The organism is Brevundimonas sp. (assembly GCF_027487935.1).
Classification (GTDB): Bacteria; Pseudomonadota; Alphaproteobacteria; order Caulobacterales; family Caulobacteraceae; genus Brevundimonas.
Map to the genome: position 1 here is coordinate 1 of NZ_JAIYCP010000011.1, position 25137 is coordinate 25137.

General features: G+C 65.8%; 27 protein-coding genes and 1 tRNA gene. 10 read left to right on the top strand and 18 right to left on the bottom strand.

All coding sequences use genetic code 11. The features are described 5' to 3' along the window. Window positions 1–645, bottom strand: a 645-nt coding sequence (locus tag Q0053_RS05065) for a hypothetical protein (protein ID WP_298097067.1), incomplete at its 3' end; no start/stop codon positions are given. Window positions 646–1248: 603 nt separating this feature from the next. Between Q0053_RS05065 and Q0053_RS05070 the strand changes: the two genes are divergently transcribed. Further along, a complete protein-coding gene (locus Q0053_RS05070) occupies window positions 1249–1713 on the top strand; it encodes a hypothetical protein (protein WP_298096932.1) in 465 nt (154 codons plus the stop codon). 141 nt (window positions 1714–1854) lie between these two features. On the opposite strand, the gene Q0053_RS05075 is transcribed toward Q0053_RS05070, so the two are convergent. Beyond that, window positions 1855–2061 (bottom strand): hypothetical protein, encoded by a 207-nt coding sequence (locus tag Q0053_RS05075; protein WP_298096934.1) that lies wholly within the window; start codon window positions 2059–2061, stop codon window positions 1855–1857. A 280-nt stretch (window positions 2062–2341) separates the two neighbouring features. Here Q0053_RS05075 and Q0053_RS05080 point away from each other — a divergent pair, with 280 nt between their 5' ends. Further along, the gene (locus tag Q0053_RS05080; RefSeq protein ID WP_298096937.1) at window positions 2342–2890 is read left to right on the top strand and encodes a hypothetical protein; all 549 of its coding nucleotides are present in this window, start codon (window positions 2342–2344) and stop codon (window positions 2888–2890) included. Between the two features lie 172 nt (window positions 2891–3062). Here Q0053_RS05080 and tgt read toward each other — a convergent pair whose 3' ends face one another. The 3 genes from tgt to Q0053_RS05095 all read right to left on the bottom strand — a co-directional run bounded on the left by tgt (window position 3063) and on the right by Q0053_RS05095 (window position 6064). Next, window positions 3063–4178: a tRNA guanosine(34) transglycosylase Tgt gene (gene tgt, locus Q0053_RS05085; RefSeq protein WP_298096940.1), complete on the bottom strand. Its 1116-nt coding sequence runs from the start codon at window positions 4176–4178 to the stop codon at window positions 3063–3065. A gap of 180 nt (window positions 4179–4358) precedes the next feature. Beyond that, on the bottom strand, window positions 4359–5414 hold the full coding sequence (queA, locus tag Q0053_RS05090; protein ID WP_298096943.1) for a tRNA preQ1(34) S-adenosylmethionine ribosyltransferase-isomerase QueA: 1056 nt from the start codon (window positions 5412–5414) through the stop codon (window positions 4359–4361). Between the two features lie 83 nt (window positions 5415–5497). Then, window positions 5498–6064, bottom strand: a complete 567-nt coding sequence (locus tag Q0053_RS05095; RefSeq protein ID WP_298096946.1) for a hypothetical protein — start codon at window positions 6062–6064, stop codon at window positions 5498–5500. Window positions 6065–6176: 112 nt separating this feature from the next. Between Q0053_RS05095 and Q0053_RS05100 the strand changes: the two genes are divergently transcribed. Continuing rightward, a complete protein-coding gene (locus Q0053_RS05100; RefSeq protein WP_298096948.1) occupies window positions 6177–7850 on the top strand; it encodes a lysine--tRNA ligase in 1674 nt (557 codons plus the stop codon). Between the two features lie 28 nt (window positions 7851–7878). Here Q0053_RS05100 and Q0053_RS05105 read toward each other — a convergent pair whose 3' ends face one another. From Q0053_RS05105 to Q0053_RS05135, 7 genes are all read right to left on the bottom strand, one after another. Next, entirely contained in the window at window positions 7879–8514 is a 636-nt protein-coding gene (locus tag Q0053_RS05105) for a helix-turn-helix transcriptional regulator (protein ID WP_298096951.1), read from the bottom strand. A gap of 78 nt (window positions 8515–8592) precedes the next feature. Continuing rightward, the gene (locus tag Q0053_RS05110) at window positions 8593–9021 is read right to left on the bottom strand and encodes a hypothetical protein (RefSeq protein WP_298096954.1); all 429 of its coding nucleotides are present in this window, start codon (window positions 9019–9021) and stop codon (window positions 8593–8595) included. An 88-nt stretch (window positions 9022–9109) separates the two neighbouring features. Further along, window positions 9110–9463 carry a hypothetical protein gene (locus tag Q0053_RS05115; RefSeq protein ID WP_298096956.1) on the bottom strand — a complete coding sequence of 118 codons (354 nt, stop codon included), beginning with the start codon at window positions 9461–9463 and terminating at the stop codon, window positions 9110–9112. A gap of 32 nt (window positions 9464–9495) precedes the next feature. Next, window positions 9496–9885: a hypothetical protein gene (locus tag Q0053_RS05120; RefSeq protein ID WP_298096958.1), complete on the bottom strand. Its 390-nt coding sequence runs from the start codon at window positions 9883–9885 to the stop codon at window positions 9496–9498. Window positions 9886–9949: 64 nt separating this feature from the next. Further along, complete coding sequence (locus tag Q0053_RS05125; RefSeq protein WP_298096961.1) at window positions 9950–10348, bottom strand: PaaI family thioesterase; 399 nt, start codon at window positions 10346–10348, stop codon at window positions 9950–9952. Then, window positions 10345–10818, bottom strand: coding sequence for a PaaI family thioesterase (locus tag Q0053_RS05130; RefSeq protein ID WP_298096963.1), 474 nt, complete (start codon window positions 10816–10818; stop codon window positions 10345–10347). The genes Q0053_RS05125 and Q0053_RS05130 overlap by 4 nt, the downstream gene beginning before the upstream one ends. Window positions 10819–10878: 60 nt before the next feature. Next, entirely contained in the window at window positions 10879–12507 is a 1629-nt protein-coding gene (locus Q0053_RS05135) for a response regulator (protein ID WP_298096966.1), read from the bottom strand. Window positions 12508–12698: 191 nt separating this feature from the next. Between Q0053_RS05135 and queC the strand changes: the two genes are divergently transcribed. From queC to Q0053_RS05150, 3 genes are read left to right on the top strand one after another with little or no spacing between them, the layout of a single operon-like run. Next, on the top strand, window positions 12699–13415 hold the full coding sequence (gene queC, locus Q0053_RS05140) for a 7-cyano-7-deazaguanine synthase QueC (RefSeq protein ID WP_298096971.1): 717 nt from the start codon (window positions 12699–12701) through the stop codon (window positions 13413–13415). Continuing rightward, a complete protein-coding gene (queE, locus tag Q0053_RS05145; RefSeq protein ID WP_298096974.1) occupies window positions 13412–14047 on the top strand; it encodes a 7-carboxy-7-deazaguanine synthase in 636 nt (211 codons plus the stop codon). Before queC ends, queE begins: the two co-directional genes overlap by 4 nt. Continuing rightward, window positions 14044–14412 (top strand): 6-carboxytetrahydropterin synthase, encoded by a 369-nt coding sequence (locus Q0053_RS05150; RefSeq protein ID WP_298096977.1) that lies wholly within the window; start codon window positions 14044–14046, stop codon window positions 14410–14412. The genes queE and Q0053_RS05150 overlap by 4 nt, the downstream gene beginning before the upstream one ends. A 1-nt stretch (window position 14413) precedes the next feature. Here Q0053_RS05150 and Q0053_RS05155 read toward each other — a convergent pair whose 3' ends face one another. The 3 genes from Q0053_RS05155 to Q0053_RS05165 form a co-directional block, all read right to left on the bottom strand. Then, complete coding sequence (locus tag Q0053_RS05155; protein ID WP_298096979.1) at window positions 14414–14665, bottom strand: hypothetical protein; 252 nt, start codon at window positions 14663–14665, stop codon at window positions 14414–14416. Between the two features lie 90 nt (window positions 14666–14755). After that, window positions 14756–14832 (bottom strand) — tRNA-Val (locus Q0053_RS05160). 31 nt (window positions 14833–14863) lie between these two features. Then, window positions 14864–18049, bottom strand: a complete 3186-nt coding sequence (locus Q0053_RS05165) for an autotransporter outer membrane beta-barrel domain-containing protein (RefSeq protein WP_298096982.1) — start codon at window positions 18047–18049, stop codon at window positions 14864–14866. A gap of 200 nt (window positions 18050–18249) precedes the next feature. Here Q0053_RS05165 and Q0053_RS05170 point away from each other — a divergent pair, with 200 nt between their 5' ends. From Q0053_RS05170 to Q0053_RS05185, 4 genes are all read left to right on the top strand, one after another. Further along, window positions 18250–19140 carry an SPFH domain-containing protein gene (locus Q0053_RS05170; RefSeq protein ID WP_298096984.1) on the top strand — a complete coding sequence of 297 codons (891 nt, stop codon included), beginning with the start codon at window positions 18250–18252 and terminating at the stop codon, window positions 19138–19140. A gap of 28 nt (window positions 19141–19168) precedes the next feature. Beyond that, a complete protein-coding gene (locus Q0053_RS05175) occupies window positions 19169–19324 on the top strand; it encodes a hypothetical protein (protein WP_298096987.1) in 156 nt (51 codons plus the stop codon). Window positions 19325–19457: 133 nt separating this feature from the next. Next, on the top strand, window positions 19458–20705 hold the full coding sequence (locus tag Q0053_RS05180; RefSeq protein WP_298097061.1) for a glycosyltransferase: 1248 nt from the start codon (window positions 19458–19460) through the stop codon (window positions 20703–20705). Between the two features lie 56 nt (window positions 20706–20761). Further along, on the top strand, window positions 20762–21274 hold the full coding sequence (locus tag Q0053_RS05185; protein ID WP_298096989.1) for a histidine phosphatase family protein: 513 nt from the start codon (window positions 20762–20764) through the stop codon (window positions 21272–21274). 7 nt (window positions 21275–21281) lie between these two features. Here Q0053_RS05185 and Q0053_RS05190 read toward each other — a convergent pair whose 3' ends face one another. The 3 genes from Q0053_RS05190 to Q0053_RS05200 all read right to left on the bottom strand — a co-directional run bounded on the left by Q0053_RS05190 (window position 21282) and on the right by Q0053_RS05200 (window position 25105). Further along, entirely contained in the window at window positions 21282–21662 is a 381-nt protein-coding gene (locus Q0053_RS05190) for a GFA family protein (RefSeq protein ID WP_298096991.1), read from the bottom strand. Between the two features lie 25 nt (window positions 21663–21687). Beyond that, complete coding sequence (parE, locus tag Q0053_RS05195) at window positions 21688–23622, bottom strand: DNA topoisomerase IV subunit B (protein WP_298096992.1); 1935 nt, start codon at window positions 23620–23622, stop codon at window positions 21688–21690. Window positions 23623–23752: 130 nt separating this feature from the next. Then, on the bottom strand, window positions 23753–25105 hold the full coding sequence (locus Q0053_RS05200; protein WP_298096994.1) for an O-antigen ligase: 1353 nt from the start codon (window positions 25103–25105) through the stop codon (window positions 23753–23755). Between the last annotated feature and the right edge of the window lie 32 nt (window positions 25106–25137).

Genomic DNA, 25137 nt, shown 5'->3' on the forward strand with positions numbered 1-25137 from the left:
CAGGCCCAGCTCAGCGCCATCGCCCGCCAGCTCAACGAACGGCCCAGAAAGACCTTGCTCTATCGAACGCCAGCAGAGACCTTCGCCGCGTGTGTTGCGGCGATCAGTTGAGGCCGCCGGCAGATCCGGGCGTTCATCGACGGCGGAACCGTCGACCAAGCGAACGGCGTGATGCTCGCCGATACCGACCGCGCCGAAATAGTAGGCCTGCGAGGCGGTGAAGGACTCTGGAGCGAGAATGCCGCCCAACGCGCCGTTTACACGGGCGCAGAGGTCATCGCGGGCATCTGGATCTGCCGAAGACGCCAGAGGGCATAGGACGCGCCACCGCGGAGCGGCAGGCGTGTGCGAAGGCGTCGTGTAGACCAGCGCAGCGAGGCCGGCCGCAGCCAAGCGGCTGCAGGCCTCATCGAGTGAGACAGTGCCGGCATCATAATCGCCTTCGATCCCGTCGACCGACAACAGATTGGCGTTGTGACGCAGCGTGCCCTTTGTTGTTGGCATGTCGCCGAACGTGGCGAGCTTAAGCCAAGGGAGGGCGGCTTTGCTGTCCGCACGCGTCCCTTCGATCAGGTTCGCAAGATTGCGGAGCGTGACCGTCCTCCGACTCTGCGCTTTGGCAGAGGCGTCGGCGAACTCGGTCACCACAATAGGCCTATCAAGCGGCGACTCGGAAGGATCGAATGTCGCTGGGATAGCGCGCGGGCGGCTGCTACACTGCCACTGAAGTTGACGGACTTCCTTATCTACTGCGACGCCGTTCCGGGGACCAGCCGGGGCGGCGTTTCGCGTTTCCGGTGGATCTGGGAAGTCCAGAATGTCTGGCCAAAAGGTATCGATTTCAGTTGGCGTTTTCGCTGTAACGTATTGATCCAGCACGAGGCGTTTTTCCTTTGGTTGGGAGAAAAGCGCATAAAAATCAACGTCCGACCTAGGACTTTTAATCAGAGGGTCCTCGGTTCGAGCCCGAGAGGGCGTACCACCAAGCCAGGGAAAATATTAGAAAACTCGGCCCATGGCCGGCCCATCGCAGGCCGCGGTTTTCGCCCTAGCTATCCTTCAAGGTAACATGATCTTGACGGGCTCTTGGTCAGCCCAGATCGGTCCCAGCGGCCTCAATACGCCGGGCCTCGGTCACACCTTGCTGATCGAGCCCGGCACGCTCTCACAGCCCGCGCTTTACAGCTTGCGGCCGCCGGCAAGCCGGGCGACCTTGGCCAAAGGCCATGTCTGAAACAGGGAAACGTCATGATCCGCGTCGCCATCCTCGCCTGCGCCCTCGTGGCCCTTCCATCAGCGGCTCTGGCCCAGGTGCGGAGCTCCACCCCCGGCGAGACCCGGGTGCTAAGGGCGCAGCTGACCCCGGGCGAGGGGCCGCCCGCCGACTACATCGGCGACATCGCACCCGAGGTTAACGGCTGGATCTATCAGGAAGTCGGCGGTAGGGCCGGGCCGACGACCCTGTATCAGGGGCATGGCTATCCGGCGACCATCACGGTGTGCCCAAGATTGGCACCAGTCCGCCTGTTCCTGCAGGGGCAGGGCGAGGTTGAGGCGTTCAACAACCGCTGCACCACCGTAACCACCGACCACCTGCGCATCAGCGGCGTCGGCGACGGCACCGATCGCAACAGCGGCATCGGCGACGGCACCAATCTCCGCTTGATCCAGATCCGCTACCAGATCCTGTTCGTTCACCGCGCCGCCGAGTGAGGGCTTCCCAGCGCCACCGCCCGCACGCCGGTGATCCCGCACAAGAACTTGCCGCTGCGGTCGGGCGCCGAGAATGTATGCTGGCGGTCATGACACCGGCCAAAGTAGCCGAGGGCCAGCGTCTTGCTGCGGAGTGGCGGCCTAGCTAACGGCATTCGGGCGTGGGGGCGTCTCGTGCGTCCCGCCGAAAAATCTATCCAGCGGGTCGTCCTCGACCTGGGCCAGCGCCGCGACCTTTGAGCTATCCACCGGGGTCGCGCCCAGTTTCGACAGGACGGCACTCGGTGTTGCGACCACGTTCAGGGCCACGCCGGGGTCATCCGGCCGGGCCGTGAGAATAGCGGCCATCCTGATCAGCGTCCGGGGCGAAGCATCCAGCCACGTCCACACGCACTCAGGGCGTTGGCTTTCGTTTGCGACAGCATTTGCAGACCGGGATACCCGGTTTGCTGTGGCTGTGTCGGTACTGATGCTTGCAGCGCAGCCGGGTGATCAAGGCGTCAAACAGTTGGATCACCGATACCCGGCCAGGCTTGAAGCGGGTCGTCGACAGGCCGGGCAGCATTGAGCGGCCCCTCTTGTGCGGGGTGGCGCTTTGAGCCGGGCGTTTTGCATGATTGAAAGGCGAATGCGCCGCTCTGTCCTTCCCGTCGTCCTTTCCCTCGTACTGCCGCTGGCCGCCTGCAACGCGGGGCGTTCGGCAATGGACGGAGCCCGGCAGTTCGGGGCCGGGGTCGGGGCGGCGGCCACCGCGCCCCTGGACGACCTCAACCTGCGCCGGGCCTATATCCCGACCGTTCTGCTGCAGGCCGAGGCCAATCCCTATGACCTGCGCAATCTGAACCACTGTGCCACCATCGGGGCCGAGATCGCCCGGCTGAACGAGGCGCTCGGGCCGGACACGGACGAGCCGCCATCGCCGGATGGCTCCTTTCTCAGCGAACGGGCGGCCGATGCGGCCTCAGCCGCGGCGCTGGACGCGATCCGTGAGGCGACGACGGACTTTATTCCCGGTCGCAGCTGGATCCGGCAGCTGTCCGGGGCCGAACAGCACAGCCGCCATGTTCAGTCTGCCATCCAGGCCGGACGGATGCGCCGTGCCTTCCTCAAGGGGACGGGCATGCAGCGCAACTGCGCCCCGCCGGCGGCTCCGGGCTGGTTCAGGCCCCGGAGATAGGGGGTTGGGGTATGGGGTGTGGGGTGTGGGGCAAGTCCGGGACCAAAGCGCCGAACGGTTAGTGCCCGGCCTGTCCTCGAAATCCTCGCGACCGTCCTGACCCCACACCCCAAACCCCACACCCCACACCCCAAACCCCACACCCCACACCCCAAACCCCACACCCCAAACCCTAACCGTTCGACGTGTGCCGCGCGTGGAAGTCTCGCCGGAAGGCCTCGAACCGGCCGTGGGCGATGGCGTCGCGCATGGCCGCCGTCAGGGCCTGGAAGAAGGCGATGTTGTGCCAGCTCAGCAGCACCTTGCCGAGAATCTCGTCGGCGCGGATCAGATGATGCAGATAGGCCCTGGAATAGGCCTGTGAGGCCGGGCAGGGGATGTCGGGCTCCAGCGGGTCCTGATCCTCGGCGAAGCGGGCATTCTTCAGATTGATCGGCCCGGCCCAGTTCCAGGCCTGGCCGTGACGCCCGGCGCGGGTGGGCAGGACGCAGTCGAACATGTCGACCCCGCGCCACACCGCCTCGACGAGGTCGACCGGCTTGCCGACCCCCATCAGATAACGCGGGCGATCGACGGGCAGCATGTCCGGTGCATAGTCCAGCACCTCGCACATGGCCTGATGGCCTTCGCCGACCGCGAGGCCGCCGATGGCATAGCCGTCAAAGCCGATCTCCTGCAGCCGGTCCGAGGACTCGCGGCGCAGGTTTTCGAAGGTCGAACCCTGCTGGATGCCGAACAGGGCCTGGGTCTCGCGGGTCCCGAAGGCCGCTTTGGACCGGGCGCCCCAGCGCACCGACAGCTCCATGGCGGCACGGGCGCCGGGTTCCTCGGCGGGCCAGCTGACACACTGGTCCAGCTGCATGGAGATGTCGGCCCCGATGCGGTCGGCCTGGATCTCGATCGACCGCTCGGGACTGAGCACGTGTTTCGAGCCGTCGATATGGCTGGCGAAGGTGACGGCCTCCTCCTTCACCTTCGAGATGCCGGCGAGGGACATGACCTGGAAGCCGCCGCTGTCGGTCAGGATGGGTTTGGTCCAGCCCATGAATTTGTGCAGCCCGCCCAGCCGCTCCATCCGCTCCGGCCCGGGGCGCAGCATCAGGTGATAGGTGTTGCCCAGGAGGATGTCGGCGCCGGTCTGGGCCACCTGATCCACCGTCATCGCCTTGACCGTGGCGGCGGTACCGACGGGCATGAAGGCCGGCGTGCGGATATCGCCGCGCGGCGTCTTCAGCACCCCGGTGCGGGCGCGACCCTCGGTGGCAGTGATGTCGAAGGGAAAGGGCATGGGTGGGGCTGTCTATCCGATCCCCTCTCCCGATGGGAGAGGGCTTGAGCGCACGACGGCGAAGCCGTCGTCCTTGCGCGAAAGGGTGTGGGTCGACCGCCTCGAGGCGGCTCCGCCGCATCAACCCGCCGACCCACATCCGGCGCTGCGCGCCACCTTCTCCCATTGGGAGAAGGAAGCTTATGCGCGGAACAACAACGACCCGTCCCCATAGGAATAGAACCGGTATCCGTCTGCCACCGCATGGGCATAGGCCGCCTTCATCGTCTCAAGCCCGGCAAAGGCGCTGACCAGCATGAACAGGGTCGATTTCGGCAGATGGAAATTGGTCATCAGCACATCGACAGCGCGGAAGCGGTAGCCGGGGGTGATGAAGATGGCGGTATCGCCCTGGAAAGGCTGTACCTCGCCCTCCGGCGTGGTGGCGCTTTCGAGCAGCCGCAGACTGGTTGTGCCGACGCAGACGATGCGGCCACGGGCGGCGCGGACGGCATTCAGGGCCGCGGCGGTATCGGCGGAGACCACACCCCATTCGGAGTGCATCCTGTGGTCGGCCGTGTCGTCGGCCTTGACCGGCAGGAAGGTCCCGGCACCGACATGCAGGGTCAGGGCATGGGTCGATACGCCGCGCGCCTTCAGGGCCTCCATCAGGGCCGGGGTGAAATGCAGGCCGGCCGTGGGTGCCGCGACCGACCCGTCCAGCTGCGCGAACATGGTCTGGTAGTCCGAGAGGTCACGGTCGTCCTCGGGTCGCTTGGCCGCGATATAGGGGGGCAGGGGCATGACGCCGACGGCCCGGATGGCGTCATCGAGCGCGGGGCCTGCGAGGTCGAAGCGCAGTGTGACGAGGCCGTCGTCGGACTTGGCCGTGACGGTGGCGGTCAGGCTCTGGAAGGTGACACGGTCGCCGGCCTTCAAACGCTTGCCCGGCTTCATGAAGGCCGACCAGACATCGGGTGCATCGCGATGATGCAGGGTCGCCTCGACGGCGACGGTCAGGGTCTCGCCCTCCGGCCCGACACGCTCACGGATGCCGGACAGTCGCGCCGGGATCACCCGCGTGTCGTTGAACACCAGGGCGTCGCCGGGACGCAGGAAGTCCGGCAGATCGCGGACGATCCGGTCCTCCAGCGTGCCGTCCTTCACGACCAGCAGGCGCGCGGAATCCCTCGGCTCGGCGGGGCGGAGCGCGATATGGCTGTCGGGCAGGTCGAAGTCGAAATCGGCGGTCTTCATCAGGCGGGGCAATGGCCATGCGGGAGGGGGCGGGTCAAGCCAAGAGGCTCCCGTCGCACCGACGGTGACAGCAGGCGAGGGCCTTACCGGCCTAGAAGGCGATACTGGGTGATCACACCGTTGGCCGCGTTGAACAGGCTCGAGAGGGTGTCGCTGCCGGAGGCAACGGCCTCTATTGAAGCTGCAACTGTGAGCACGCCCTCGGTTGTCAGAACATAGAAGCGCACCTCGGCAGCCACGGGGCGCGGGAATCCGTCCGCTGTCGAAAGCGATCCGGAGACGGCTCGCGTGGCTTCGACAAAGGCCTTCGCGGCCTCAGCGATCTCAGGTTGGCCGACCCCGCCGATCATTCCGCCGCCGTTGCTGAAGTAGATGCTGGCGTCGCCGGTGGCGTAGGCAACGACGGTGACCGTCTCGCGGTCGACGTCGAACTCCATCACGGCACCATAGGGCGTCGTGCCGGGCGGCAGGCCCAGATCCGCTGAGGAAACGGAAAAGATCTGGTCCCGCAGGGTTTTGTACATTTCGCGACCCTCATCGGGCTCAGTCTGCTGGTTGTGCAACGGGTCTGCGAACGAGGTCGACGGAAGGGAGCCGCATATCACCGCTGCTGCCAGAACAAGGGCGATCACCCTTCCGATCGAATTCATGAGTATCCCCGAACCAGCTCGGCTTCCACCAACCGTAGTCGCCGACAAACCCGACGGGCGTCAATGCATCCGTGGCGTTGACCCACCGCCCCATCCGCGCCAAACCGCGCCCATGCTGCAGCAACTCGAAACCCTCGCGCGCGACGCCAAATCCTGGCCGTTCGAACAGGCCCGCAATCTTCTCGTCCATGTGCTGAAGAAGCGGCTCTCCGACGGCGAGCGCAATGCGGCGAAGCTGCTGTTTGACGCGGGCAAGGGGGACGAGGCGCTTGCGACCTTTGAGGCGCTGCGGAAGCCGGTGATCTTCGAGACCGGCTATGGCCCGTCGGGCCTGCCGCATATGGGCACCTTCGGCGAGGTGGCGCGCACGACCATGGTGCGCAACGCCTTCCGCGCCCTGACCGGTGACCACTGGCCGACGCGGCTGATCGCCTTCTCGGACGACATGGACGGGCTGCGCAAGGTTCCGGAGGGCGTGCCCAATCCGGAGATGCTGACCGAGGACCTGCACAAGCCCCTGACTGTGGTGCGCGACCCGTTCGGGACGCACGACAGCTTTGGGGCCCACAACAACGCCCGCCTGCGCGCCTTCCTCGACGGCTTCGGGTTCGACTATGAGTTCCTGTCCTCGACCGAACAGTACCGGTCGGGCCGGTTCGATGCGACGCTGCTGACCCTGCTGGACCGGTTCGATGCCGTGCAGGCCATCATGCTTCCGACGCTGGGCGAGGAGCGGCGCGCCACCTATTCCCCCTTCCTGCCGGTCAGCCCGGTCACCGGCCATGTCCTGCAGGTGCCCACGCTGGAGCGCAATGTGGAGAAGGGGACCATCGTCTTCGACGACCCGGCCGGCGGGCGCACCGAAGTTCCGGTCACCGGCGGCCATGTGAAGCTGCAGTGGAAGCCGGACTGGGCCATGCGCTGGACCGCCCTGGACATCGACTACGAGATGTCGGGCAAGGACCTGATCGAGAGCGTGCGCGAGAGCTCGAGGGTCTGCCGGGCGCTCGGCGGCACGCCGCCCGAGGGGTTCAACTACGAGCTCTTCCTGGACGTCGAGGGCAAGAAGATCTCCAAGTCCAAGGGCAATGGCCTGACCATGGACGAGTGGCTGCGTTACGGCACGCCGGAGTCCCTGAGCTGGTACATGTTCCAGTCGCCGAAATCGGCCAAGAGCCTGCATTTCAACGTCATCCCGCGGGCCATCGACGATTACCTGGCCTTCATCGAGGCATACAAGACGCAGGAGCCGGCCAAACAGATCGACAACGCCGTCTGGTCGATCCACGCCGGGTCACCGCCGACCCATACCTCGCCGGTGTCCTTCGCCCTGCTGCTGAACCTCGTCGCCGTGGCCAACGCCTCGAACAAGGCCCAGCTCTGGGCCTATTTCGCGCGATACCTGCCGTCGGCCACACCCGCCAGCGAGCCGCTGCTCGACCGGCTGATGGGACATGCGCTGAACTATTACGAGGACTTCGTGAAGCCGACGAAGTCCTATCGCCCGCCGGACGACCGGGAGAAGGCGGCCCTGCTGGACCTCGCGACGCGGCTCAAGGCCCTGCCGGCCGATACGACCGATGGCGAACTGATCCAGACCGAAGTCTATGCGGTCGGCAAGGACCACGCCTTCGAGCCCCTGCGCGGCTGGTTCGGGGCGCTGTACGAGGTTCTGCTGGGCGCGTCGCAGGGGCCGCGCTTCGGCTCTTTCGCGGCCATCTACGGCCTGCCGCAGACGATCGAGCTGATCGAGGCAGGCGCGGACGGCCGCCTGGCCGGGACCTGACCCCGGGGGGCGACGGGCATGGCCTTGTCTACTGGCTGACCCAGAGGATCCGGCCCATCCAGACGATCTCGTTCCGGGCCAGGGTGCGGGCGTCATAGGCCGGATTGACGGAGGTCAGGGTCACGACCTGCGCCGTCAAGGCCCCGATCTCCTTGGCCAGGGTCTCGCCGCCTGTGGTGCGCACCACCACCCGGTCGCCCTTGCGCACCTCGGTCGCCTCCCGATCGACGATGATCCGGTCGCCCTCCCGGTACAGGGGATCCATGGAGTCGCCGACGATCCGCAGGCTCAGAAGACTGTCCTTCGGCCGGGGCAGGTCGGTCTGTTCCCAGCCGTCTCCGACCGGCAGGCCCGCATCGTCGAAATAGCCGTCCTGTCCGGCCTGTGCCATGCCGAGCAGGGGTACGGCAGCCGGTCGTTCCACCGCATCCTGGGCCAGGGCGGCGAACTCTCCGAGCGACAGCCCGGTCGCCGCGAGAATGCGGGTCAGGCTTTCGGTCGAGGGCCAGCGCGGGCGCGGCGGCTCGCCGGGTCCGAACCGTTTGGAAGGGTTGAAACTGGTCGCGTCCAGCCCCGCGCGCCGTGCCAGGGCGGAGACGCTGAGCCCCTCATGCCGGGCGAGGCTGTCGATCGCCTTCCAGAGCTGGCTATGGGAAAGGGGCATGGGGTCCGCCGCGGCTCACAGGGTGCCGAATTGGATCCAGTGTAGGAATAGATGCCTAGGTTTTCAATCTCGAAACCGCTATTCCAGACCGGCGGCGCGGCGCTCCTGCCATGCCCAGAAGGTCCCGACGGCGATGGTGAATAGAATGCCGGTGCTCGCCAGATTGATCACCGCATAGAAGGCTGAAACCGGGGGGCGGATGTCGACCAGGGTCAGGACGTGGCTCATGACCGTCAACGACTGCAGAGCGGCGGTCCACACTGGCCACGCGCGATCGCTCTTCCAAGCAAGGGCGATAAAGACAGCGAGCATGATGGCGTCGAGCGCCATCAAGCCCCACTGCGTGCCAGTTACGGAACCGTCACCCTGAATCAAAAGGGAGGCGAACCAGGACAGGACATATCCGCCGGCTGCAATACGCTCTGGATCATCACCCTTCAGGAAAGCAAAGGCGACAACCAGCAGAGTAAGGCCAGCCCCGATCTGGGTCGACAGAGTGTCGAACATAAAACCGCCCCCATGCCTCTTGGCATGGGGGCGATAATGCAGCGAGTCTGAGCAGACCGGAATGACCGGCTGGCAATGTTACAGCGAATTAAACCGCGCGAAGGCGGCTGACGCGGGCCTGATCGTCGCTGTTGTTCAGGGCGGCTTCTGCCGGCTTGTTCATGTGTCCGATCGCGTACACACCGAAGCCATGGCGGCGATGATCCTTGGCCAGTTCTTCGTGGCAGGCCACGAGCGCGTCGCGCGCGGCGGACAGGGCGGCGATCGCCTCCATGGCACGGGCCTGCGAAGCGGCACCCGAGACGGCCGTAAGGTTGAGCGCGGTACGGGCACCGATCATGGTCTGGATCAGCGTGGTGGTCCGGGCGATGGCGGCGTCCAACGACTGCTCGGCTGTGTTCAGGTCGCCGGCGATGCTGGTGATAACTTCAGAGTTGGTCATGTAAGCCTCCCGCATGAAAACTGACCAAGGAGTTAACATGTTTCTGTCGTGATCGGTAGGATTTTGTTTACTGTGTCCGGACGGAGCGCGGGGCCATCGCCGCCTCCGCCGCCGATGGGCTCGCCGTCCCCGGGTTTGTCGAGGGGGCCGACCGCGAGGTCGTCCAGGCCCAGCCTGCGCGCAAGGGCTGCGAGGGTATGGTGGGTCTGGACGATATGGGCACGCGCATTCGCCAGGGCGCTGATCGTAGAGGCCGCCTCGGTAAAGGCGCGCTGACCCGCCGTGGCGGACAGCCATGCGTCGATCCGCGCGGCTGGGAGAGCCGCCGCGAGAGATGCCGCTGAAGCCAGGGCCTGATCGATCGCGGCTTCAGTGGCAAAGAGGCGAGCGGCAAGCGCTTCACCGACATCAAGTCTGGTCATGCTGGTACCTCCCTGTGACCGGGTGTCACAGGGAATATCCACCACAGGTATATCTGAAATGCAACTATTGGTCGTCTTCGGCCATCAGGAAATGGGCGGTGAGGGCGGCGATTGGCTGGGATTCGTCTTCCTGCCAGGCCTCGGCCAGCACGTGCGCCACCCTGCGCCCGGCCTTGCTGATGCGCGCGCGCGCATGGACATCAACGGGTCGGCCTGACCGCAGATAGGCCACCGTCACATTGATTGGCCTCGGAAGCCGCAACCGGGGGTACAGGGCGGCGACCTGGGCGACCGCGGTCAATTCGAGCATGGCTGCGGTCGAGCCGCCATGAAGGGCGGGCAGGACCGGGTTTCCGACCAGTTTGACGTCGAACGGCATCGTCACGGTCAGTGTCTGTCCCTCGCTCGCGGTCGTCAGACCCAGAAACCGGGCATAGGGGAGGCGGTCCAGAAGGTCGCTCATTGACCACCCATCGTGTCGGTCCTGAGATTGGAGCCGAGGCTGCGGTTGCGCATCGAGGACAGGATATAGGCGCTTTGGGCCGCTGCGACGGGATCGTCCGGACTGTCCTCGAAAGCCCAGGCCCGAACGAAGGCGACGGACCGGGTCAGGTGGTAGCAACGGGCCTCGGCGACCAGATCACGGCGGGCTGTGGCCGCCCGCATATAGTCGACGCGAAGGTCGAGGGTTGCGATCGATTCAAATTTTCCGAGTGCGATCCACACCGCCAGCCCTCCGACGTGGTCCAGCAATGTGGTGACAAGACCTCCCGACAGGACGCCGGTCTCCGGGTCGCCGACCAGATCTTCCCGCCAGGGCGCGCGGATCCGTACGCGATCGCCGTCCAGACTGTCGTAAACGAACCCGAGTGCATGGGTGTGCGCCGCTCCAGCGGCGAGCTGGGGGAGGATGTCCAGGATCGGAGACTGCATGACCCGCTTCTCGGTCCGTCCGGACACGAGTGCAAGGGTGCTTGTGCAGGAACCGGCGGGTCAGGCGGCCGAGCGGTCCCTGCCTTGCTGTTCCGGAGCGGCCCCGGCAGTGGCCTGTCCAAGTGCCAGATTCATGGCGAGGCGCAGGCAGTCTGGCTTGATCGGCTTTTCGACGACGGCCGCCATGCCGATGGTCAGATATCTCCTGGCGTCGTCGGCGTCGGCGTTGGCGGTGAGGGCCACGATCGGGATGTCGCGCGCGGGCCCCGTCAATGCGCGGATGGCCCGGGTTGCCTGGACCCCGTCCATCCGCGGCATCTTGATGTCCATCAGGATCAGGTCGAAACGCCTCTGCTGAACGGCCTCAAGGGCTTCAACGCCATCTTCGGCGGTCTCCGAGGTGCAGCCGAACATCTCGCACAGGGCCTGGGCCACCACGCGGTTGGTACCGTTGTCGTCGACGATCAGAATGTGCGGGGATCCAGCGCGGTCGCCCTCCCGATCGAGGTGCTCGATACCGGTCGCTGTGGTCGCCTCGATTTCGGTGCGTTCGACGTCAAGATCGAAGGCGAAGGTCGTTCCGCGGCCGGGATTGTTCTCAGCCCAGATACGTCCTCCCATGCAGTCGACGATCTGACGGCAGATTGCGAGCCCCAGACCCGTGCCGCCCTGTCCCGACCCAAGCATGAAGGGCTCGAAAACGGTATGGATGCGATCGGGCTCAACGCCGGCCCCGTCGTCCCGGATACGGCCTTCCAGCCGAATGCGGTTGCCTTCGGCGACGGCCTTCAGGCCGGCCTCGACGACGCCGTCCCGCGCGAAACTCAGCGCGTTGCCGATCAGGGTGTTGAACAGCTGGGTCAACCGGGTGCCGTCCACGAGAGCGGCCATTTCGGTGTCGCCCTCATAGCTGACCAGAAGGGTAACGTTGTCACGGGAGGCGCGAGGTGCCCAGACCGCCTGCACGTCATCCATCAAGGCGCGCAGGGGGGTGGCTGTCGGGCTCAGCTCGAGCTCGCCGGCCTCGGCGCGTGCGAGGTCAAGGGCATCCTCCAGAACGCGCAGCACCGTTCCGGATGACTCCACGATGGTCGCAACATGGGCATGGGACTGGGGGCTGAGCGGCTGGCGGCGCAGCAGATCAGCGACGGCCAGGACGCCGTTCATCGGCATCCGCAACTCATCCGCCATCAGGCCGAGAAACTGGTTCTTGGCCCGGGCGGAGGCAACGGTCTGGGTCTTTGCGTCCGAGAGGTCGCGGACCTGTTCCACCAGCTGGAGGTTCTCCCGGCGTTGGATCGCATTGACCGCCTGGAGAAGGGAGGCAGCCGTTCCGACACCATGATACCGACCATCACGGGTAACGATGAACCCGCGCATGAGGGCCGCCGGGCCTTCTTTTTTCAGGACATCGCAGAAGGCGTCGATACTGACGCCGCCCTCGACCACGGCCGGCTCGGGATCCATGGCATGAGTGATCGGTCGGTGACCGAACTGGGCGTGGCCCAGGGGGCTGGCGAGTTTCAGCAGGAAGGCACTGCGTTCGACCAGACCGACAGGGAGTCCATTCTCGACGACCGGGATCACCAGGGTGTCAGGTTCGCGTTCGAAACGTGCGAACACGTCCATGCCGGTTGTCTCGGGCGACACCGCCTCGGCGCGCACCGACAGGACTTCTATGGTCGGCATGACAGGCCGCAACTCCACAAGAACAGCCGAACCATAGATCACAAGCGTTTTCAGAAGGGTTAAGGCTGACTTTCTCATCTTCGGGCGGCTTTTGCTCTGCTCGCGGGTCTGATGTAGAAGGAGAGCCCGCCGTCCTGCGGCCTGTTTCCCTTGTCCATGCGCGCGGCCAACCGGCCGACCGCAGGTTTGTCATGAGCGATTCCCTGCCCACGCCCGCACAATCGGCTCTCGTGCTCTTCTCGGGCGGCCAGGACAGTGCGACCTGTCTGGCCTGGGCGCTGGAGCGATATCCGAGGGTAGAGACGGTCGGCTTCGACTATGGCCAGCGTCATCTCGTCGAAATGCAGGCCCGGCTGCAGGTCCGTGCCGGCATGGCGACCGCGCTGCCGCAATGGGCTGACCGGCTTGGGCCGGACCATGTGGTCGACCTGACCGGCTATGGCCGGATCGCCGAAAGCGCCCTGACGACCGACCGCGCAATCGCGCTGGATGCCCGTGGTCTGCCGACAACATTCGTGCCCGGCCGTAATCTGGTTTTCCTGACCTGCGCCGCCGCCTTGGCTGACCGGCGGGATCTCGAGGTGCTGGTCGGGGGGATGTGCGAGACGGACTTTTCCGGCTACCCCGACTGCCGCCGCGACACGATTGACGCCATGGCCTCAGCGCTCAGCCTGGGTCTCGACAAGCCGATCGTCATCGCGACCCCCCTCATGACCCTGACCAAGGCCGACACCTGGGCCGTGGCTGAAAAGATCGGCGGCGCACCGCTGATCGATCTTATCCTGGAGCACTCCCACACCTGCTATCGGGGCGACCGGCAGCATCGTCATGCCTGGGGCTATGGCTGTGCAGACTGCCCGGCCTGCGAACTGCGCGCCGCCGGCCATGCCCAATGGATGGCCGCATGACCTATTCGGCCAAGGAGGTCTTCCTCACCGTGCAGGGCGAAGGCGGCCAGGCCGGTCGGCCGGCCGTTTTTCTCCGTTTCGCCGGCTGCAATCTCTGGAGCGGGCTTGAGCGCGATCGCGCGACCGCAGTCTGCACATTCTGCGACACTGACTTCGTCGGAGTGGATGGCGACGGTGGCGGCAAATTCCCGACTGCCGATGCCTTGGCAGACCAGGTCGCTGAGCTGTGGCGGGGACGGGCAGGGGACCCGAAACTGGTCGTCTGCACCGGTGGGGAGCCCCTTTTGCAACTGGACGGACCGCTGATTGCTGCCCTCCATGCCCGGAGCTTCGAAATCGCCGTGGAAACCAACGGAACCCTGACCGCGCCCGCTGGGCTTGACTGGATCTGCGTCAGCCCCAAGGCCGATGCCCCCCTGCTCCAGGTGAGCGGTCAGGAACTCAAACTGGTCTTTCCCCAGCCCTCTGCCATGCCGGATCGTTTCGAACACCTTTCGTTCGATCGGTTCTGGCTTCAGCCCATGGACGGACCTGACCGGGTGGCCAACACCGCAGCGGCCATCGAATACTGCCTGACCCACCCGAAATGGCGGCTCAGCGTCCAGACTCACAAATACATCGGCGTAAGATGAGCGTTTTCGAGATTACCAAGGCCGCAACCTTCGACGCGGCTCACCACTTTCCGAGCGAGCCGGAGGGGAGTCCTTACCGGCGCATCCATGGCCATTCCTTCCGGGTCGAAGCGACCGTCTGCAGCGAAACGCTGGATGCGGCGCATGGCTGGGTCGCTGATCTGGGGGCCCTGGACCGGGCCCTGAGAGAGGCTGCGGAGGCTCTGGATCACGGCATGCTCAATGAGCATGCCGGATTGGAACTCCCGTCGCTGGAAAACCTGTGTCTCTGGTTCGCCGCCCGGCTGAGGCCGGAATGGCCCGGATTGAGCCGGATCATGGTGTCCAGGCCGACGATCCACGAACGCTGCGTCCTGACGCTCTAGCCTAGCAGTCGCGACCCCGGCGCTGGCGCTGTTCGCAACGGCGCTGCTCACGTTCGCGTTTGGCCCGGGTCTCCTCATCCGAGGTCGTCACGGCATCGACGCCGGCACCCACCACGGCTCCGGTGGCCTGGGCTGCTCCGCCGACGATGGCACCGGCTGTACCGACAACCGCCCCTACGAGACAGCCCTGGAGCATCAGGCTCGCGCTGATTACAGCGGCAAGGATCCCGCTGGTTCTGATCGTCCTGATCATACTGCCTTCCTGTGAATCCGCTGGGCCATCTGGTGAGGTTGACGATCGAGGCGCGACGGCCTGGCCCGGGTCGGGCCGGGCCTGCAGGGCTGGTGGGCGGCGAGGGGTTCGAACCCCCGACCCCCTCGGTGTAAACGAGGTGCTCTGACCAGCTGAGCTAGCCGCCCATCTTCACGAAACGCGCAGGCTTTCCGTTCCTTAGAACCGGAAGCTGGCACGCAGGAACAACATGTAGCGAATGTAGTCCTCAATCATCTCGGCATCGGCGTTTATGGACAGCATGCCCAGTTCGTTACCGATGTTCAGGCGCAGGCCGACGATCGGGCCACCGCCCTCGATCGACCCGCCGTCGAGCGTGAAGTCCGGACCGCCGGAGCGGAAGCGGGCAATGGTCTCACCCGGATCGACCGAGATGTTCTGGCGCCAGCCGACGCGCATTTCGGGGCGCAGCCAGCTGTTCTCGCCCATCGACATCCCGACATTGATGGCCGCAGTCGCCGAGAACAGATGGCCATTGCGGTCGTCGATCGACAGATCGAAGCCATCACCACCGCCCGTTTCGACGTGGCCTTCCTCATTGAGGGAGAAGAACTCGGCATAGGCTTCGGGTCGGATGCTGAAACGCCCGAACTCACGCTGGTAGGAGACGCCGCCGGCTGCCGCGAGGGTGAAGCCGTTCCAGTCCGATTCATTGGACAGGTTCTGCCCCGCACCGACGAAGCGGCGCTCGGACTGGAAGGATGCATAGCCGGCCGCTGCCCGCGCCCAGGTCGTCCAGTACTGGCCTTGCGCGCGCCAGTAGAGGCCCAACTCCAGAAGATTGGCCGAGAGCACTTCCTCTGCTGCCGATTCCGGATCCTCAAGATCGGATGAGGTGAAGGCCAGGGAAATGCCGACTGCGCCAAGGTCGGAGCCACGCTCGACGCCACCGGCGACGCCGAACCCTTCCGAGCGGAAACCGTAGGTGTCGGTCTTGTCCTTGTCGGCGTAGAAATTGATTTCCTGAACCCAGGCGCTGGTTTCGCCGGGAGCAGCGGAAGCGTTGCGGCCGGTCAGGGCGCGCGTCACGGCATCGACGCCCGATGACAGGGAGAGCAGGGGGCCACCGGCATGGTCCGGAAGCAGTTGCTCATAGAGGTCGATGAACTGCGCCCGCCCGGTCTGGGCCAGGAAGGTTCCGCGCATATCTGCCGCGCCGGCGCCGCCGATGGCCGAATAGAAGGAGTCGAACATCGCGGCCTCGACGGGGATCAGCCCCGCCTCTGCAGCGCTGCGTCGGCGTACATCGACGAACACCTGTCCCGCCGGCACATTGGATCCGGCGGAGACCATGTAGAGATAGGGCGAGTTTGCCTCGATGGAACTCAGATCAAGCGAACCGAAATTCAGGGTTGCGGCGTTGATCAGGGTGAACCGCTGGGACTCTGCCAGAAGTGAAGTGAACCGGACGCCGAGTCCGGCCCCGTTGGCAAAGGTCGCGGCCCCGGACACATTGAATCCGCCCGCCCTTCTGTTGGCGGGATCGACCGTGATGATAAGGTCGCCGTCCCGGGCCACGTTCAGGCTGGTCACATTCAACGCAGCCGCCTGGCGGGCATCAAGCGTGCCGTTGGTGACGTTGATGGAAAGGTCGCCACCGATATCCGACAGGGCCGAACGGACAATGGCCCCACCGGAGATCGACAGGGTGTCGGCCCCGCGGCCGAAATAGATGTCACCGAAAACAATACCGTTGCGGATATCGACCGTGTCTGCGCCGGCTCCGAGCCGTATGTCCCCGACCAGGATCGGCTCAGCACTGTCAGGAACGCCATCGCCGTCCGTGTCCGGGTCCTGCGCGCTGGGCGTGGCCGTGATGCCGGCCTGGATGATGGTGACGCCGGTCGTATTGGCGGCGACATTGATGGCGGTCGTGGAGCCTGTCACCGCATCGCCGGCGACATTCGCGTTGAGGGTGGCCTGGAGCGAACGGTTGTTGGTGATCGAGACCAGGGTGCCGCTGAGATCGTTGATGGCGGTCACATTCGCTGTGCCGCCGCCGGCCGAAGCCAGGATGGAGCCATTGTTGACAAAGCTGGGCAGCGAGGCTCCGGCGTCGATCTGGATAGCCGTGGCATTGGCGGCGACATCGCTGGCGACGCCGCCCGTAATGTTGCCGTCGTTGACGAACCGCGGGGTCGTGGCTCCGGTGCCGAAGCGGTAGGCGGTGGCGCTCGCCCCGTTGGCGAGAGCGGCCACGGTGCCCTGGTTGCGAACACCGCCAGTGATGCTCACCGTCCGGCCGGCATTGCCGCCGAAGACCACGCCATTTGCGGCTATGCCCTTATAGACGCCCTGGCCCGTGATCGTGCCGCGGTTGATGAAGCCATAGGCATTATCTCCCGTGCCCACGACACCGAGCGTGATGGACTGGGTCGCCGAGGCCACGATGATGCCGGGGGCAGCGCCATAGCTGTTGATGTTACCGGTGCCTTCAGTGCTGTCGGCAATCCCGTCGGAGTCCTCGTCGGTATTCGTGGGGCTCGTGTCGGTCGGGGGGCGGTCGACGACCACGCCGCCGGCCACGCTGCCGGCAATGAGGACCGCCGGGCCGCCCTGAAGCAGGTCGTCGGCGTCAAGTCGTGAAACAAAGGTGTCATTGCCAAGGGTCGTATAGCGGTAACCGGTGGCGTTGATTTCGCCTTGCAGGGTGAGACGGCCACCGACGTTGCCGCCGATCGACACGGCGGAGGTGTTCAAGCCGCGCGCGGTGACGGAGCCCAGCAGGGAGACATTGCCGGAGACGGTGCCCAGTGTCCGGACGGCGACGGAGTTATCGCCATAAACGCGGATGGCACCTTGCGACTGGATATTGCCGATCAGACCGGACTCGATCGAAATGGCGTAGGAGTTGTTGCCGTCGACACCGATGGTGCCGAGCGAACTCACCGTCAGGTTACCGGTAACCGGAGCGCCGGCCGCGTAGCGGATACCGTACCGGTCCGAGCCGGTCGCCCAGGGGCCATCGATATCGCCGTCGCTGTCCGAGTCCGTGTAATTCTCGATCGTGTCTGCGACAAGGATCGTCGCGCCGATGGTGACATCGGACGTCACGCCGGCGTTCACCAGCACGGCCGTCGCGCCGTTGGCGGCCGGCGACATCGTGATCGAGCTTGTGCCCTCCATCGTGAAGTCGTGGTTCGAGTTCACGATCACGGCCGTTCCGGTCACGACCGTGATGCCGCCGCTGCCGGAAATCCGGATATCGTCGGCAACGCCCGTGCCGCCTGCGTTCGAGGTCGTAATGGGCGTGGTCCGAACAGTCGTGATCACGACCTCGGCCATGGCACCGGTAGCCGCCATCAGGGGGGCGATCGCAACCGCGGTCGCGAGTAGAATACGCATTCGGTACAAACCCCTGTGGACGACACACGCAGAGACGCCGACGGCCTTCTATCAGGGACCGTGCTGGACTGCCTCAAGTTTCTCGAATTTGAGGCGAATGCAAGGCCGAACGCGCAGGCGGGGCGCATTCAGCAAGCTTCGATATTGCGTTTTGCGCAATCGATATGATATCACTTCCATATCGACTTTCGGAGCGAACGATGTCCCACGAACACTCAAGATCCACGGAAAGCCCGGCCAACTCCGCCAACGGCCTTCTGATGCTGCTGATCGGGTTGCTGCTTCTCGCCGCCGGGCCGATCATCATTGCCCAGAACCCCGACTCTGCCGTGCTTCTGTTCCCGGGTCTTTCCGCAGCGGCTGTCGGCCTGTTGCTGGTTTGTGGCCTTTACTCGCTCCAGCCCAACGAGGGCATGGCGATCATGCTGTTCGGGTCCTATCGCGGCACGGACCGCAAGACCGGTCTGCGCTGGGTCCTGCCCTGGTACACCCGCAAGAAAATCTCCCTCCGGGTTCGCAATCTGACCAGCGACAAGCTCAAGGTGAATGACCGGCGCGGCAGTCCGATCGAGATTGCCGCCAACGTCGTCTGGCGGGTGCAGGATTCCGCCCAGGCCCTGTTCGATGTCGATGACTATCAGGCGTTTGTGAACATCCAGGTGGATACCGCCCTGCGCGATATCGCGTCCCACTATGCCTATGACCACGGCGATGAGACGGACGTGCCCGAACTGACCTTGCGGGCCGACGCCGAGGACGTGGCCGGCCGGCTCCGCGAGGAACTGGTGGGTCGGGTCAGCGTTGCGGGCGTGGCCATCGACGAGGCGCGGCTGGCGCACCTCGCCTATGCCCCGGAGATCGCCGGGGCCATGCTTAAGCGCCAGCAGGCCGAGGCGGTGCTCTCTGCCCGTCGCCTCATCGTCAAGGGAGCCGTCGGTATGGTCGAGAGCGCCCTTGCCGACCTCAATCAGCGCGGCGTCGTTGATCTGGACGAGGACCGCAAGGCGGCCATGGTCTCCAATCTGCTTGTGGTTCTGTGCGCCGACCGCGAGGCCCAACCGGTCGTGAATACGGGCACCCTGTACGGCTGATATGGCCCGACCCAGGAAGCCTTTTCTGATGCGCGCCTCTTCCGGCGTGATGGCGGCGGTCGAGCGATTGGCCGCCGCCGAGCTCCGTTCGGTCAACGCCCAGGTCGAATGTCTGCTGCGTGAAGCCCTCGCCAGACGGGGCATTTCGCCCTCGGAAGACGCTCCGCCGACGGACAGCGCTTGAGCTTCGTCGTCGTGGGGGTTACGGGCCGCTGATGTTGAAGTCGCACATGTCAAAGGTCCGCAAGGCTCGCCGCATCCAGAGACGGGTCCGGCGCGTCGGATCCGCCAGCGTCAGCGCGGCGGAGCGGGAGTTGATGACGCTCGCCGGACTCGAGGTACAGGAAGGCGAGCTGCGCCTGTTTCCGGGCTGGGACGAGGAGGTTTCGGAAACCCTTGCGGCGACCAAGGCGGCCGGCGAGGACAGTCGGCCCCGACTCGTCGACACCACCATGCTCTACGCCCCGCGATCGGGCGGCGTGAAACGTTATCTCCTGTCCAAGAAGTCCTGGCTGGAGGCGAACCGCCCGGGCGTGGCCCATTCACTGGTGGTGCCCGGCGCACATCACAAGGCGGGCGACGACGGTATTGTCCAGCTTCATGCCACCAAACTGCCCTTCGGCGACGGCTACCGCTGGCCCACCTCGGTCAGCCGCTGGGCGGCCTGGGTCGCCTCGCTCAACCCGTCAATCATCGAGGCCGGCGACCCCTATACGCCGGGGCAGGGCGCCTTGGCGGCCGGTCAGCGGGCCGGTTGCCCGGTTGTGGGCTTCTGCCACTCCGACCCGGCGGGCCTCGCCGCCCTGCATTTTGGCGAATGGGCCAAGAAGCCGGTCGAGAAGCGTTGGGCCAGGCTTTTCGGCCAGTTCGACCGCGTGGTCTCGCCCAGTCGGTATATCGCCCGGCGTCTGGAAGAGGCCGGGGTCGGCAACATCGTCATCCGGCCTTTGGGCGTGGAGATAGACACGTTCCGGCCGGATCGTGGTGACCGGGACTGGCTGCTGAAAAAGCTGAACCTGCCGGCGTCCGCCCGCCTGCTCTGTTTCGCCGGTCGCCCGGCCCGCGAGAAGAACATCGATGTCCTGATCCAGGCCGTTCAGGCCCTCGGGGACCCCTATCATCTGATCCTGGTCGGTGCCGGTGCCGGCATGCCGGCTGAGGAGCGGGTCATCTCGCTCCCCTACGAGGCCAATCCAAAGGCCGTGGCCAGGATCATCGCCAGCTGCGATGCCTTCGTGCATGCCAATGACAAGGAGCCGTTCGGACTGATCGTGCTCGAGGCCATGGCCTGCGGTCGTCCGGTCGTCGGGGTCAATGCCGGCGGGGTGAAAGAGACGGTCGACGACACGGTGGGGCAGTTGGCGAAGAGCGCCGATCCACGTCACTATGCGGCCGCCATTGAGGCGCTGTTCGCCCGCGATATCGAGGCCCTGGGGGCCGCCGCGCGCGCCCGCACCGTCGAACGCTTCGCCTGGAACCGGGTCTTTGAGGACCTCGGCTCTGTCTATGCCGAGGTCAGTGGCGAGCCGGCCTTTGCCCTGTCCGGAAACCCGAGGGCTCACTGACGGCTCGACAGCTGCTGCGCCGCCCGCCAGTCTGGGTCGAAACGGGGAACGGGATCATGAAACGCCTTCTGCCAGCCGCTGTGGCCTTCCTGATCGCGGGTCCGGCCCTGGCCCAGACCGTCATCCTGGTTCGCCACGCCGAGAAGGTGGATGCCAGTGCCGATCCGGTCCTTTCAGAGGCGGGCCAGCGTCGCGCGCTCGATCTGGCGGTCGCGCTGGGCGACGCCGACCTGACCCATGTCCTGACCTCGCCGCTCCAGCGCACCGTGCTGACGGCTCGTCCGGCTGCGGAGGCCCATGCCATCAATCCCGAGGTGATCTCGTTCGAGGGCGGGACCGAGGCCCACGTTCGCAGGGTGGCAGACCGTGTTCGAGCCTTGCCTGATGACGCCGTCGTTCTGGTCGTCGGGCACAGCAATACCATTCCGCTCATCGCCGGCGCCTTGGGCGAGACCGGTCCGTCGGAGATGGCCGACTGCGAATATGACCGGATGACCGTGATCTCGGTCGAGGATGACGGCGACTCGCCCGCGGTGATCACCCGGTACGGGGTGCCGGCGAACTGCTGAGGGCCGCTTAGCCCGGCTTTTGCGGCAGGCCGTCGGCAATCTCGTAATAGTCGCCCTTCTCGGCGACGAAGATGTGCACGCCAAGGGTCGTCTGCGTCGGGGTGTCGAAAGCCCCCATGGCGACTCCGATCCAGTCCCGGAAGACCGGATCCCAGAACAGGGTCGAGCCGCAGGTCGCGCAGAAGCCGCGGCGCACCTTCTCGGAGGATCGGTACCAGGCCACCCGGCCTTCGCCTTCGACCCGGAGCAAGGATTTCGGAACGTCCGTCGAGGCGAAGAAATGCCCAGACTGCTTGCGGCAGTTGGAACAGTGGCAGGCATCGGGAGGGGGGAGTTCGCCCAAGACCTCGAATGTGACGGCTCCGCAGAGGCAGGATCCCCGGTGCATCTTCGAACTCCCTCTTCGGCGGGTGTCAAACGTCCAGATCGGCCACCGCGAACTGGGCGTTGTCCTGGATAAACTGGAAGCGGGCCTCGGCTCTCTTGCCCATAAGCCGCTCGACCAGGTCCTCGATCTCGTCCTCGGAGGCGGGCACCGTGACCCGCGCCAGGGTGCGCTTCTTCGGGTCCATGGTGGTCTCCTTGAGCTGGGAGGCCATCATCTCGCCAAGGCCCTTGAACCGCCCGATCTCGGTCTTCTTGCCCTTGAACACCGTCGCCAGCAGTTCGTCGCGGTGGGCGTCGTCGCGCGCATACTCGCTCAAGGGACCGGCGCTGATCCGGTAGAGCGGGGGCAGGGCCATGAACAGCCGCCCCTGACGGATGGTCTCGGGCATGGAGCGATAGAAGAAGGTGATCAGCAGCGCCGCAATATGGGCACCGTCCACGTCGGCGTCGGTCATGATGACGATCCGCTCGTAGCGCAGGTCCTCGATATTGAACCGGCTGCCCGGCTGCACACCGAGCGCCAGCGCCAGATCCGACAGTTCGATATTGGCCCGCAGCTTGTCGGCCGTGGCCGAGGCGACGTTCAGGATCTTGCCGCGCAGGGGCAGGATCGCCTGGGTGATCCGGTCACGCGCCTGTTTGGCCGAACCGCCGGCCGAGTCGCCCTCGACGATGAACAGTTCGGTTCCCTCGGCGGTCTGGCGCGAACAGTCGGACAGCTTGCCGGGCAGGCGAAGTTTGCGCGTCGCCTGGGCCCTCTGGACCTCCTTGTCCTTGCGCCGCTTGAGGCGGTCCTCGGCCCGCTCGATGACGAAGCCGAGCAGGGTGTTGGCCTGTTTCGGGCTTTCGGTCAGCCAGTGGTCCAGCGGATCGCGCATCAGCTGTTCGACCAGCCGCTGGGCGTCGGGTGAGGAGAGGCGGTCCTTGGTCTGGCCCTGAAACTCCGGATTCCGCACGAACACAGAGATAAGCGCGCCGGCGTTGGCGATCACGTCCTCGGCGGTGATCAGTCCGGCGCGCTTTTCATTGGTCAATTCGCCATAGGCCTTGAGCCCCTTGACCAGCGCCGCCCGGAACCCGGCTTCATGGGTTCCCCCGTCCGGGGTCGAGACGGTGTTGCAATAGGAAGAGACGAAGCCGTCCGCTTCGCCGAAGCCGATCGGGCTCCAGGTCACGGCCCATTCGACCGCACCGGCCTCGCCCTTGCGTTCGACCCGGCCGGCGAAGGCGGGCGTTACCGTTTCCAGCTCGCCGATCCGTTCGGCCAGGGCGTCGGCCAGGCCGTTGGGGAAGTGGAAGACCGCCTCGGCCGCCGTCTGGTCGGTGATCCGCTCGGCGGCGCAGGTCCAACGGATTTCGACACCGCGGAACAGATAGGCCTTGGAGCGGGCCATGCGGAAAAGGCGCGCCGGCTTGAACGCTGCACCGACGCCGAAGATCTGCTCATCCGGCTTGAAGCGGATCAGCGTGCCCTTCTTCTTCGACGGCCCGACCTGGACAATCGAGCCCAGCGGCAGGCCGCGGCTGAAGGACTGGCTCCATTCATGGCCGTCACGCCACACGGTGACATCCAGCCGCTCGCTCAGGGCGTTGACGACCGAGACACCGACGCCATGCAAACCGCCGGAAGTTTCATAGGCCTTGCCGGAAAACTTGCCACCCGAGTGGAGGACGGTCATGACCACCTCCAGTGCGGACTTGCCCGGATGTTTAGGGTGGGGATCGACGGGGATACCGCGGCCGTCGTCCTTGACCGACAGCCAGCCCTCGGCGTCGAGATCGACCGTAATCAGTTTCGCATGGCGGGCCACGGCCTCGTCCATGGCGTTGTCCAGCACCTCGGCGAAGAGGTGGTGCAGGGCCCGCTCATCGGTGCCGCCGATATACATGCCGGGACGTTTGCGGACCGGCTCCAGACCCTCCAGCACCTCGATCGAGGAGGCCGAATAGTCGCCGGACATCGGTGGAGCCGCGGAAGCAGGGGCACGTGGGGGGGCAGGCTCCGGCCGCGGTGCCACGGCCTGTGGTGTCAGGGCGGGGTCTGCCGGAGGGGTCGCAGGTGTCGGCACCGGGCCTTGCGGCTCGGGCAGATCATCGAACAGGGAAGGCGCGGCGTTGGGACCCATATCCATACTGTGAGACGATTCGGGAGCCGGTCTGGTAGGCCCGACGGCGCTTCTCCACAAGCGGCCCGGGGACGGCCGACGGTGACGGCAGGGTGGCGCGCGTCAACACGGCGATAAACAGAACCCAGTGCAGCCCCTGGTGCGCCATCAGTATGCTTTCCGAGAAGCTCAGCGCCGTGAAGGCGGCCAGGTAGCTCAACGCCCACCAGCCCTCTCGCACGCCCGAACCTGAAGATCTCAGGACGGCGGTCACCGCCGTCCCGGTCAGCAGGCCCCCGACCAGCAAGGTGCCCGGCCAGCCGAGCTGAACCAGCAGATCGATCCAGCCGTTGTGTGCCGACGGCACGATCCAGCCCGTCTCCTTGCGCACCCAGTCTGCGGGTGCTGATTCCCCGATCCGGCCCCAGAAGGCTCCGTAGCCGTAGCCGGTCCATGGACGGTCGGCGACCTTGCGCATCAGGCTGTCCCAGATTTCGGTCCGGCCGGTCAGCGACGGGTCCTTGCCGAGGGCCTCGAGCACGGCCACGGAATGGGTGTCCCAGATCCAGAGGATCAGCCCGCCAAGCACCACGGCGGTCCAGACCAGCACAACCGAGAAGGCCGCGCCGCCGCGCCGCATGCTCCAGAAACCGCCGATCACGGCCAGACCGACCAGGAGGCAAAGCAGCGAGGTCTTGGACTGGGTCGCCAGGACAAGTCCGCTGGACAGGACCAGCGCAGCCGTCGGCATCAGCCGGCGTGGGTCAGGGGAGGCGAGGCAGGCCGCGGCAGCCGTCGCGCCGACGACCATGACGGCCCCCATCTGGTTCTTCTCGTACCAGAGACCGCGCCAGAGGCCGGCATTGTCGGCCTGGTGCACGCCGATAGCGGGGAAGGCGAAGATCATCACCAGACTGCCGATCGCCATGAACAGCGTCGTCTGCATCAGCAGGCGCGGAAGATGCGGCCCGCGGAAGACCGCGCCGAGATAGAGGGCGAACCCACAACTGATGGCCAGGGCGATCACCCGGCGCATGGTGGTGGCGAAATCAAGCGACCAGTAGCGCGAGGCGAAGGCCAGCCCGACCAGGGCGACGATGGCGATCATTGCGGGCCAGGCCCGCCACAGCCGGTCGATGCGATAGATCAGCATGCCGATGATGGCCGCATAGGCGGGCAGCCACACCAGGCGCAGAATCGGCGTCTCCAGCTGCGTCGGCGCGAACACTGGCCCGATCAGGGCCCCGGTCAGCATGGCGATGATCACGCCGCATATGAGCCGTTCCCAGATGCTGGGGGCCGGCTCGGTCAGGACCGCGTCTGGAGGGGATTCGCGCACGCGCCCAAGGTCGGGCAACGGGCTTAACGAAG

Excerpts from the sequence above, each read along its gene's own strand:
- Q0053_RS05125 (WP_298096961.1), bottom strand. The coding sequence starts at position 10,348 with ATGAGCGACCTTCTGGACCGCCTCCCCTATGCCCGGTTTCTGGGTCTG.
- Q0053_RS05115 (WP_298096956.1), bottom strand. The coding sequence starts at position 9,463 with ATGACCAACTCTGAAGTTATCACCAGCATCGCCGGCGACCTGAACACA.
- Q0053_RS05110 (WP_298096954.1), bottom strand. The coding sequence starts at position 9,021 with ATGTTCGACACTCTGTCGACCCAGATCGGGGCTGGCCTTACTCTGCTG.
- Q0053_RS05075 (WP_298096934.1), bottom strand. The coding sequence starts at position 2,061 with ATGGCCGCTATTCTCACGGCCCGGCCGGATGACCCCGGCGTGGCCCTG.
- Q0053_RS05130 (WP_298096963.1), bottom strand. The coding sequence starts at position 10,818 with ATGCAGTCTCCGATCCTGGACATCCTCCCCCAGCTCGCCGCTGGAGCG.
- Q0053_RS05175 (WP_298096987.1), top strand. The coding sequence starts at position 19,169 with ATGCGCGCCTCTTCCGGCGTGATGGCGGCGGTCGAGCGATTGGCCGCC.
- Q0053_RS05165 (WP_298096982.1), bottom strand. The coding sequence starts at position 18,049 with ATGCGTATTCTACTCGCGACCGCGGTTGCGATCGCCCCCCTGATGGCG.
- Q0053_RS05095 (WP_298096946.1), bottom strand. The coding sequence starts at position 6,064 with ATGAATTCGATCGGAAGGGTGATCGCCCTTGTTCTGGCAGCAGCGGTG.
- queE (WP_298096974.1), top strand. The coding sequence starts at position 13,412 with ATGACCTATTCGGCCAAGGAGGTCTTCCTCACCGTGCAGGGCGAAGGC.
- Q0053_RS05105 (WP_298096951.1), bottom strand. The coding sequence starts at position 8,514 with ATGCCCCTTTCCCATAGCCAGCTCTGGAAGGCGATCGACAGCCTCGCC.
- Q0053_RS05150 (WP_298096977.1), top strand. The coding sequence starts at position 14,044 with ATGAGCGTTTTCGAGATTACCAAGGCCGCAACCTTCGACGCGGCTCAC.
- Q0053_RS05100 (WP_298096948.1), top strand. The coding sequence starts at position 6,177 with ATGCTGCAGCAACTCGAAACCCTCGCGCGCGACGCCAAATCCTGGCCG.
- Q0053_RS05120 (WP_298096958.1), bottom strand. The coding sequence starts at position 9,885 with ATGACCAGACTTGATGTCGGTGAAGCGCTTGCCGCTCGCCTCTTTGCC.
- tgt (WP_298096940.1), bottom strand. The coding sequence starts at position 4,178 with ATGCCCTTTCCCTTCGACATCACTGCCACCGAGGGTCGCGCCCGCACC.
- Q0053_RS05135 (WP_298096966.1), bottom strand. The coding sequence starts at position 12,507 with ATGCCGACCATAGAAGTCCTGTCGGTGCGCGCCGAGGCGGTGTCGCCC.
- parE (WP_298096992.1), bottom strand. The coding sequence starts at position 23,622 with ATGTCCGGCGACTATTCGGCCTCCTCGATCGAGGTGCTGGAGGGTCTG.
- Q0053_RS05180 (WP_298097061.1), top strand. The coding sequence starts at position 19,458 with ATGACGCTCGCCGGACTCGAGGTACAGGAAGGCGAGCTGCGCCTGTTT.
- queA (WP_298096943.1), bottom strand. The coding sequence starts at position 5,414 with ATGAAGACCGCCGATTTCGACTTCGACCTGCCCGACAGCCATATCGCG.
- Q0053_RS05170 (WP_298096984.1), top strand. The coding sequence starts at position 18,250 with ATGTCCCACGAACACTCAAGATCCACGGAAAGCCCGGCCAACTCCGCC.
- Q0053_RS05070 (WP_298096932.1), top strand. The coding sequence starts at position 1,249 with ATGATCCGCGTCGCCATCCTCGCCTGCGCCCTCGTGGCCCTTCCATCA.
- Q0053_RS05185 (WP_298096989.1), top strand. The coding sequence starts at position 20,762 with ATGAAACGCCTTCTGCCAGCCGCTGTGGCCTTCCTGATCGCGGGTCCG.
- Q0053_RS05155 (WP_298096979.1), bottom strand. The coding sequence starts at position 14,665 with ATGATCAGGACGATCAGAACCAGCGGGATCCTTGCCGCTGTAATCAGC.
- Q0053_RS05080 (WP_298096937.1), top strand. The coding sequence starts at position 2,342 with ATGCGCCGCTCTGTCCTTCCCGTCGTCCTTTCCCTCGTACTGCCGCTG.
- Q0053_RS05190 (WP_298096991.1), bottom strand. The coding sequence starts at position 21,662 with ATGCACCGGGGATCCTGCCTCTGCGGAGCCGTCACATTCGAGGTCTTG.
- queC (WP_298096971.1), top strand. The coding sequence starts at position 12,699 with ATGAGCGATTCCCTGCCCACGCCCGCACAATCGGCTCTCGTGCTCTTC.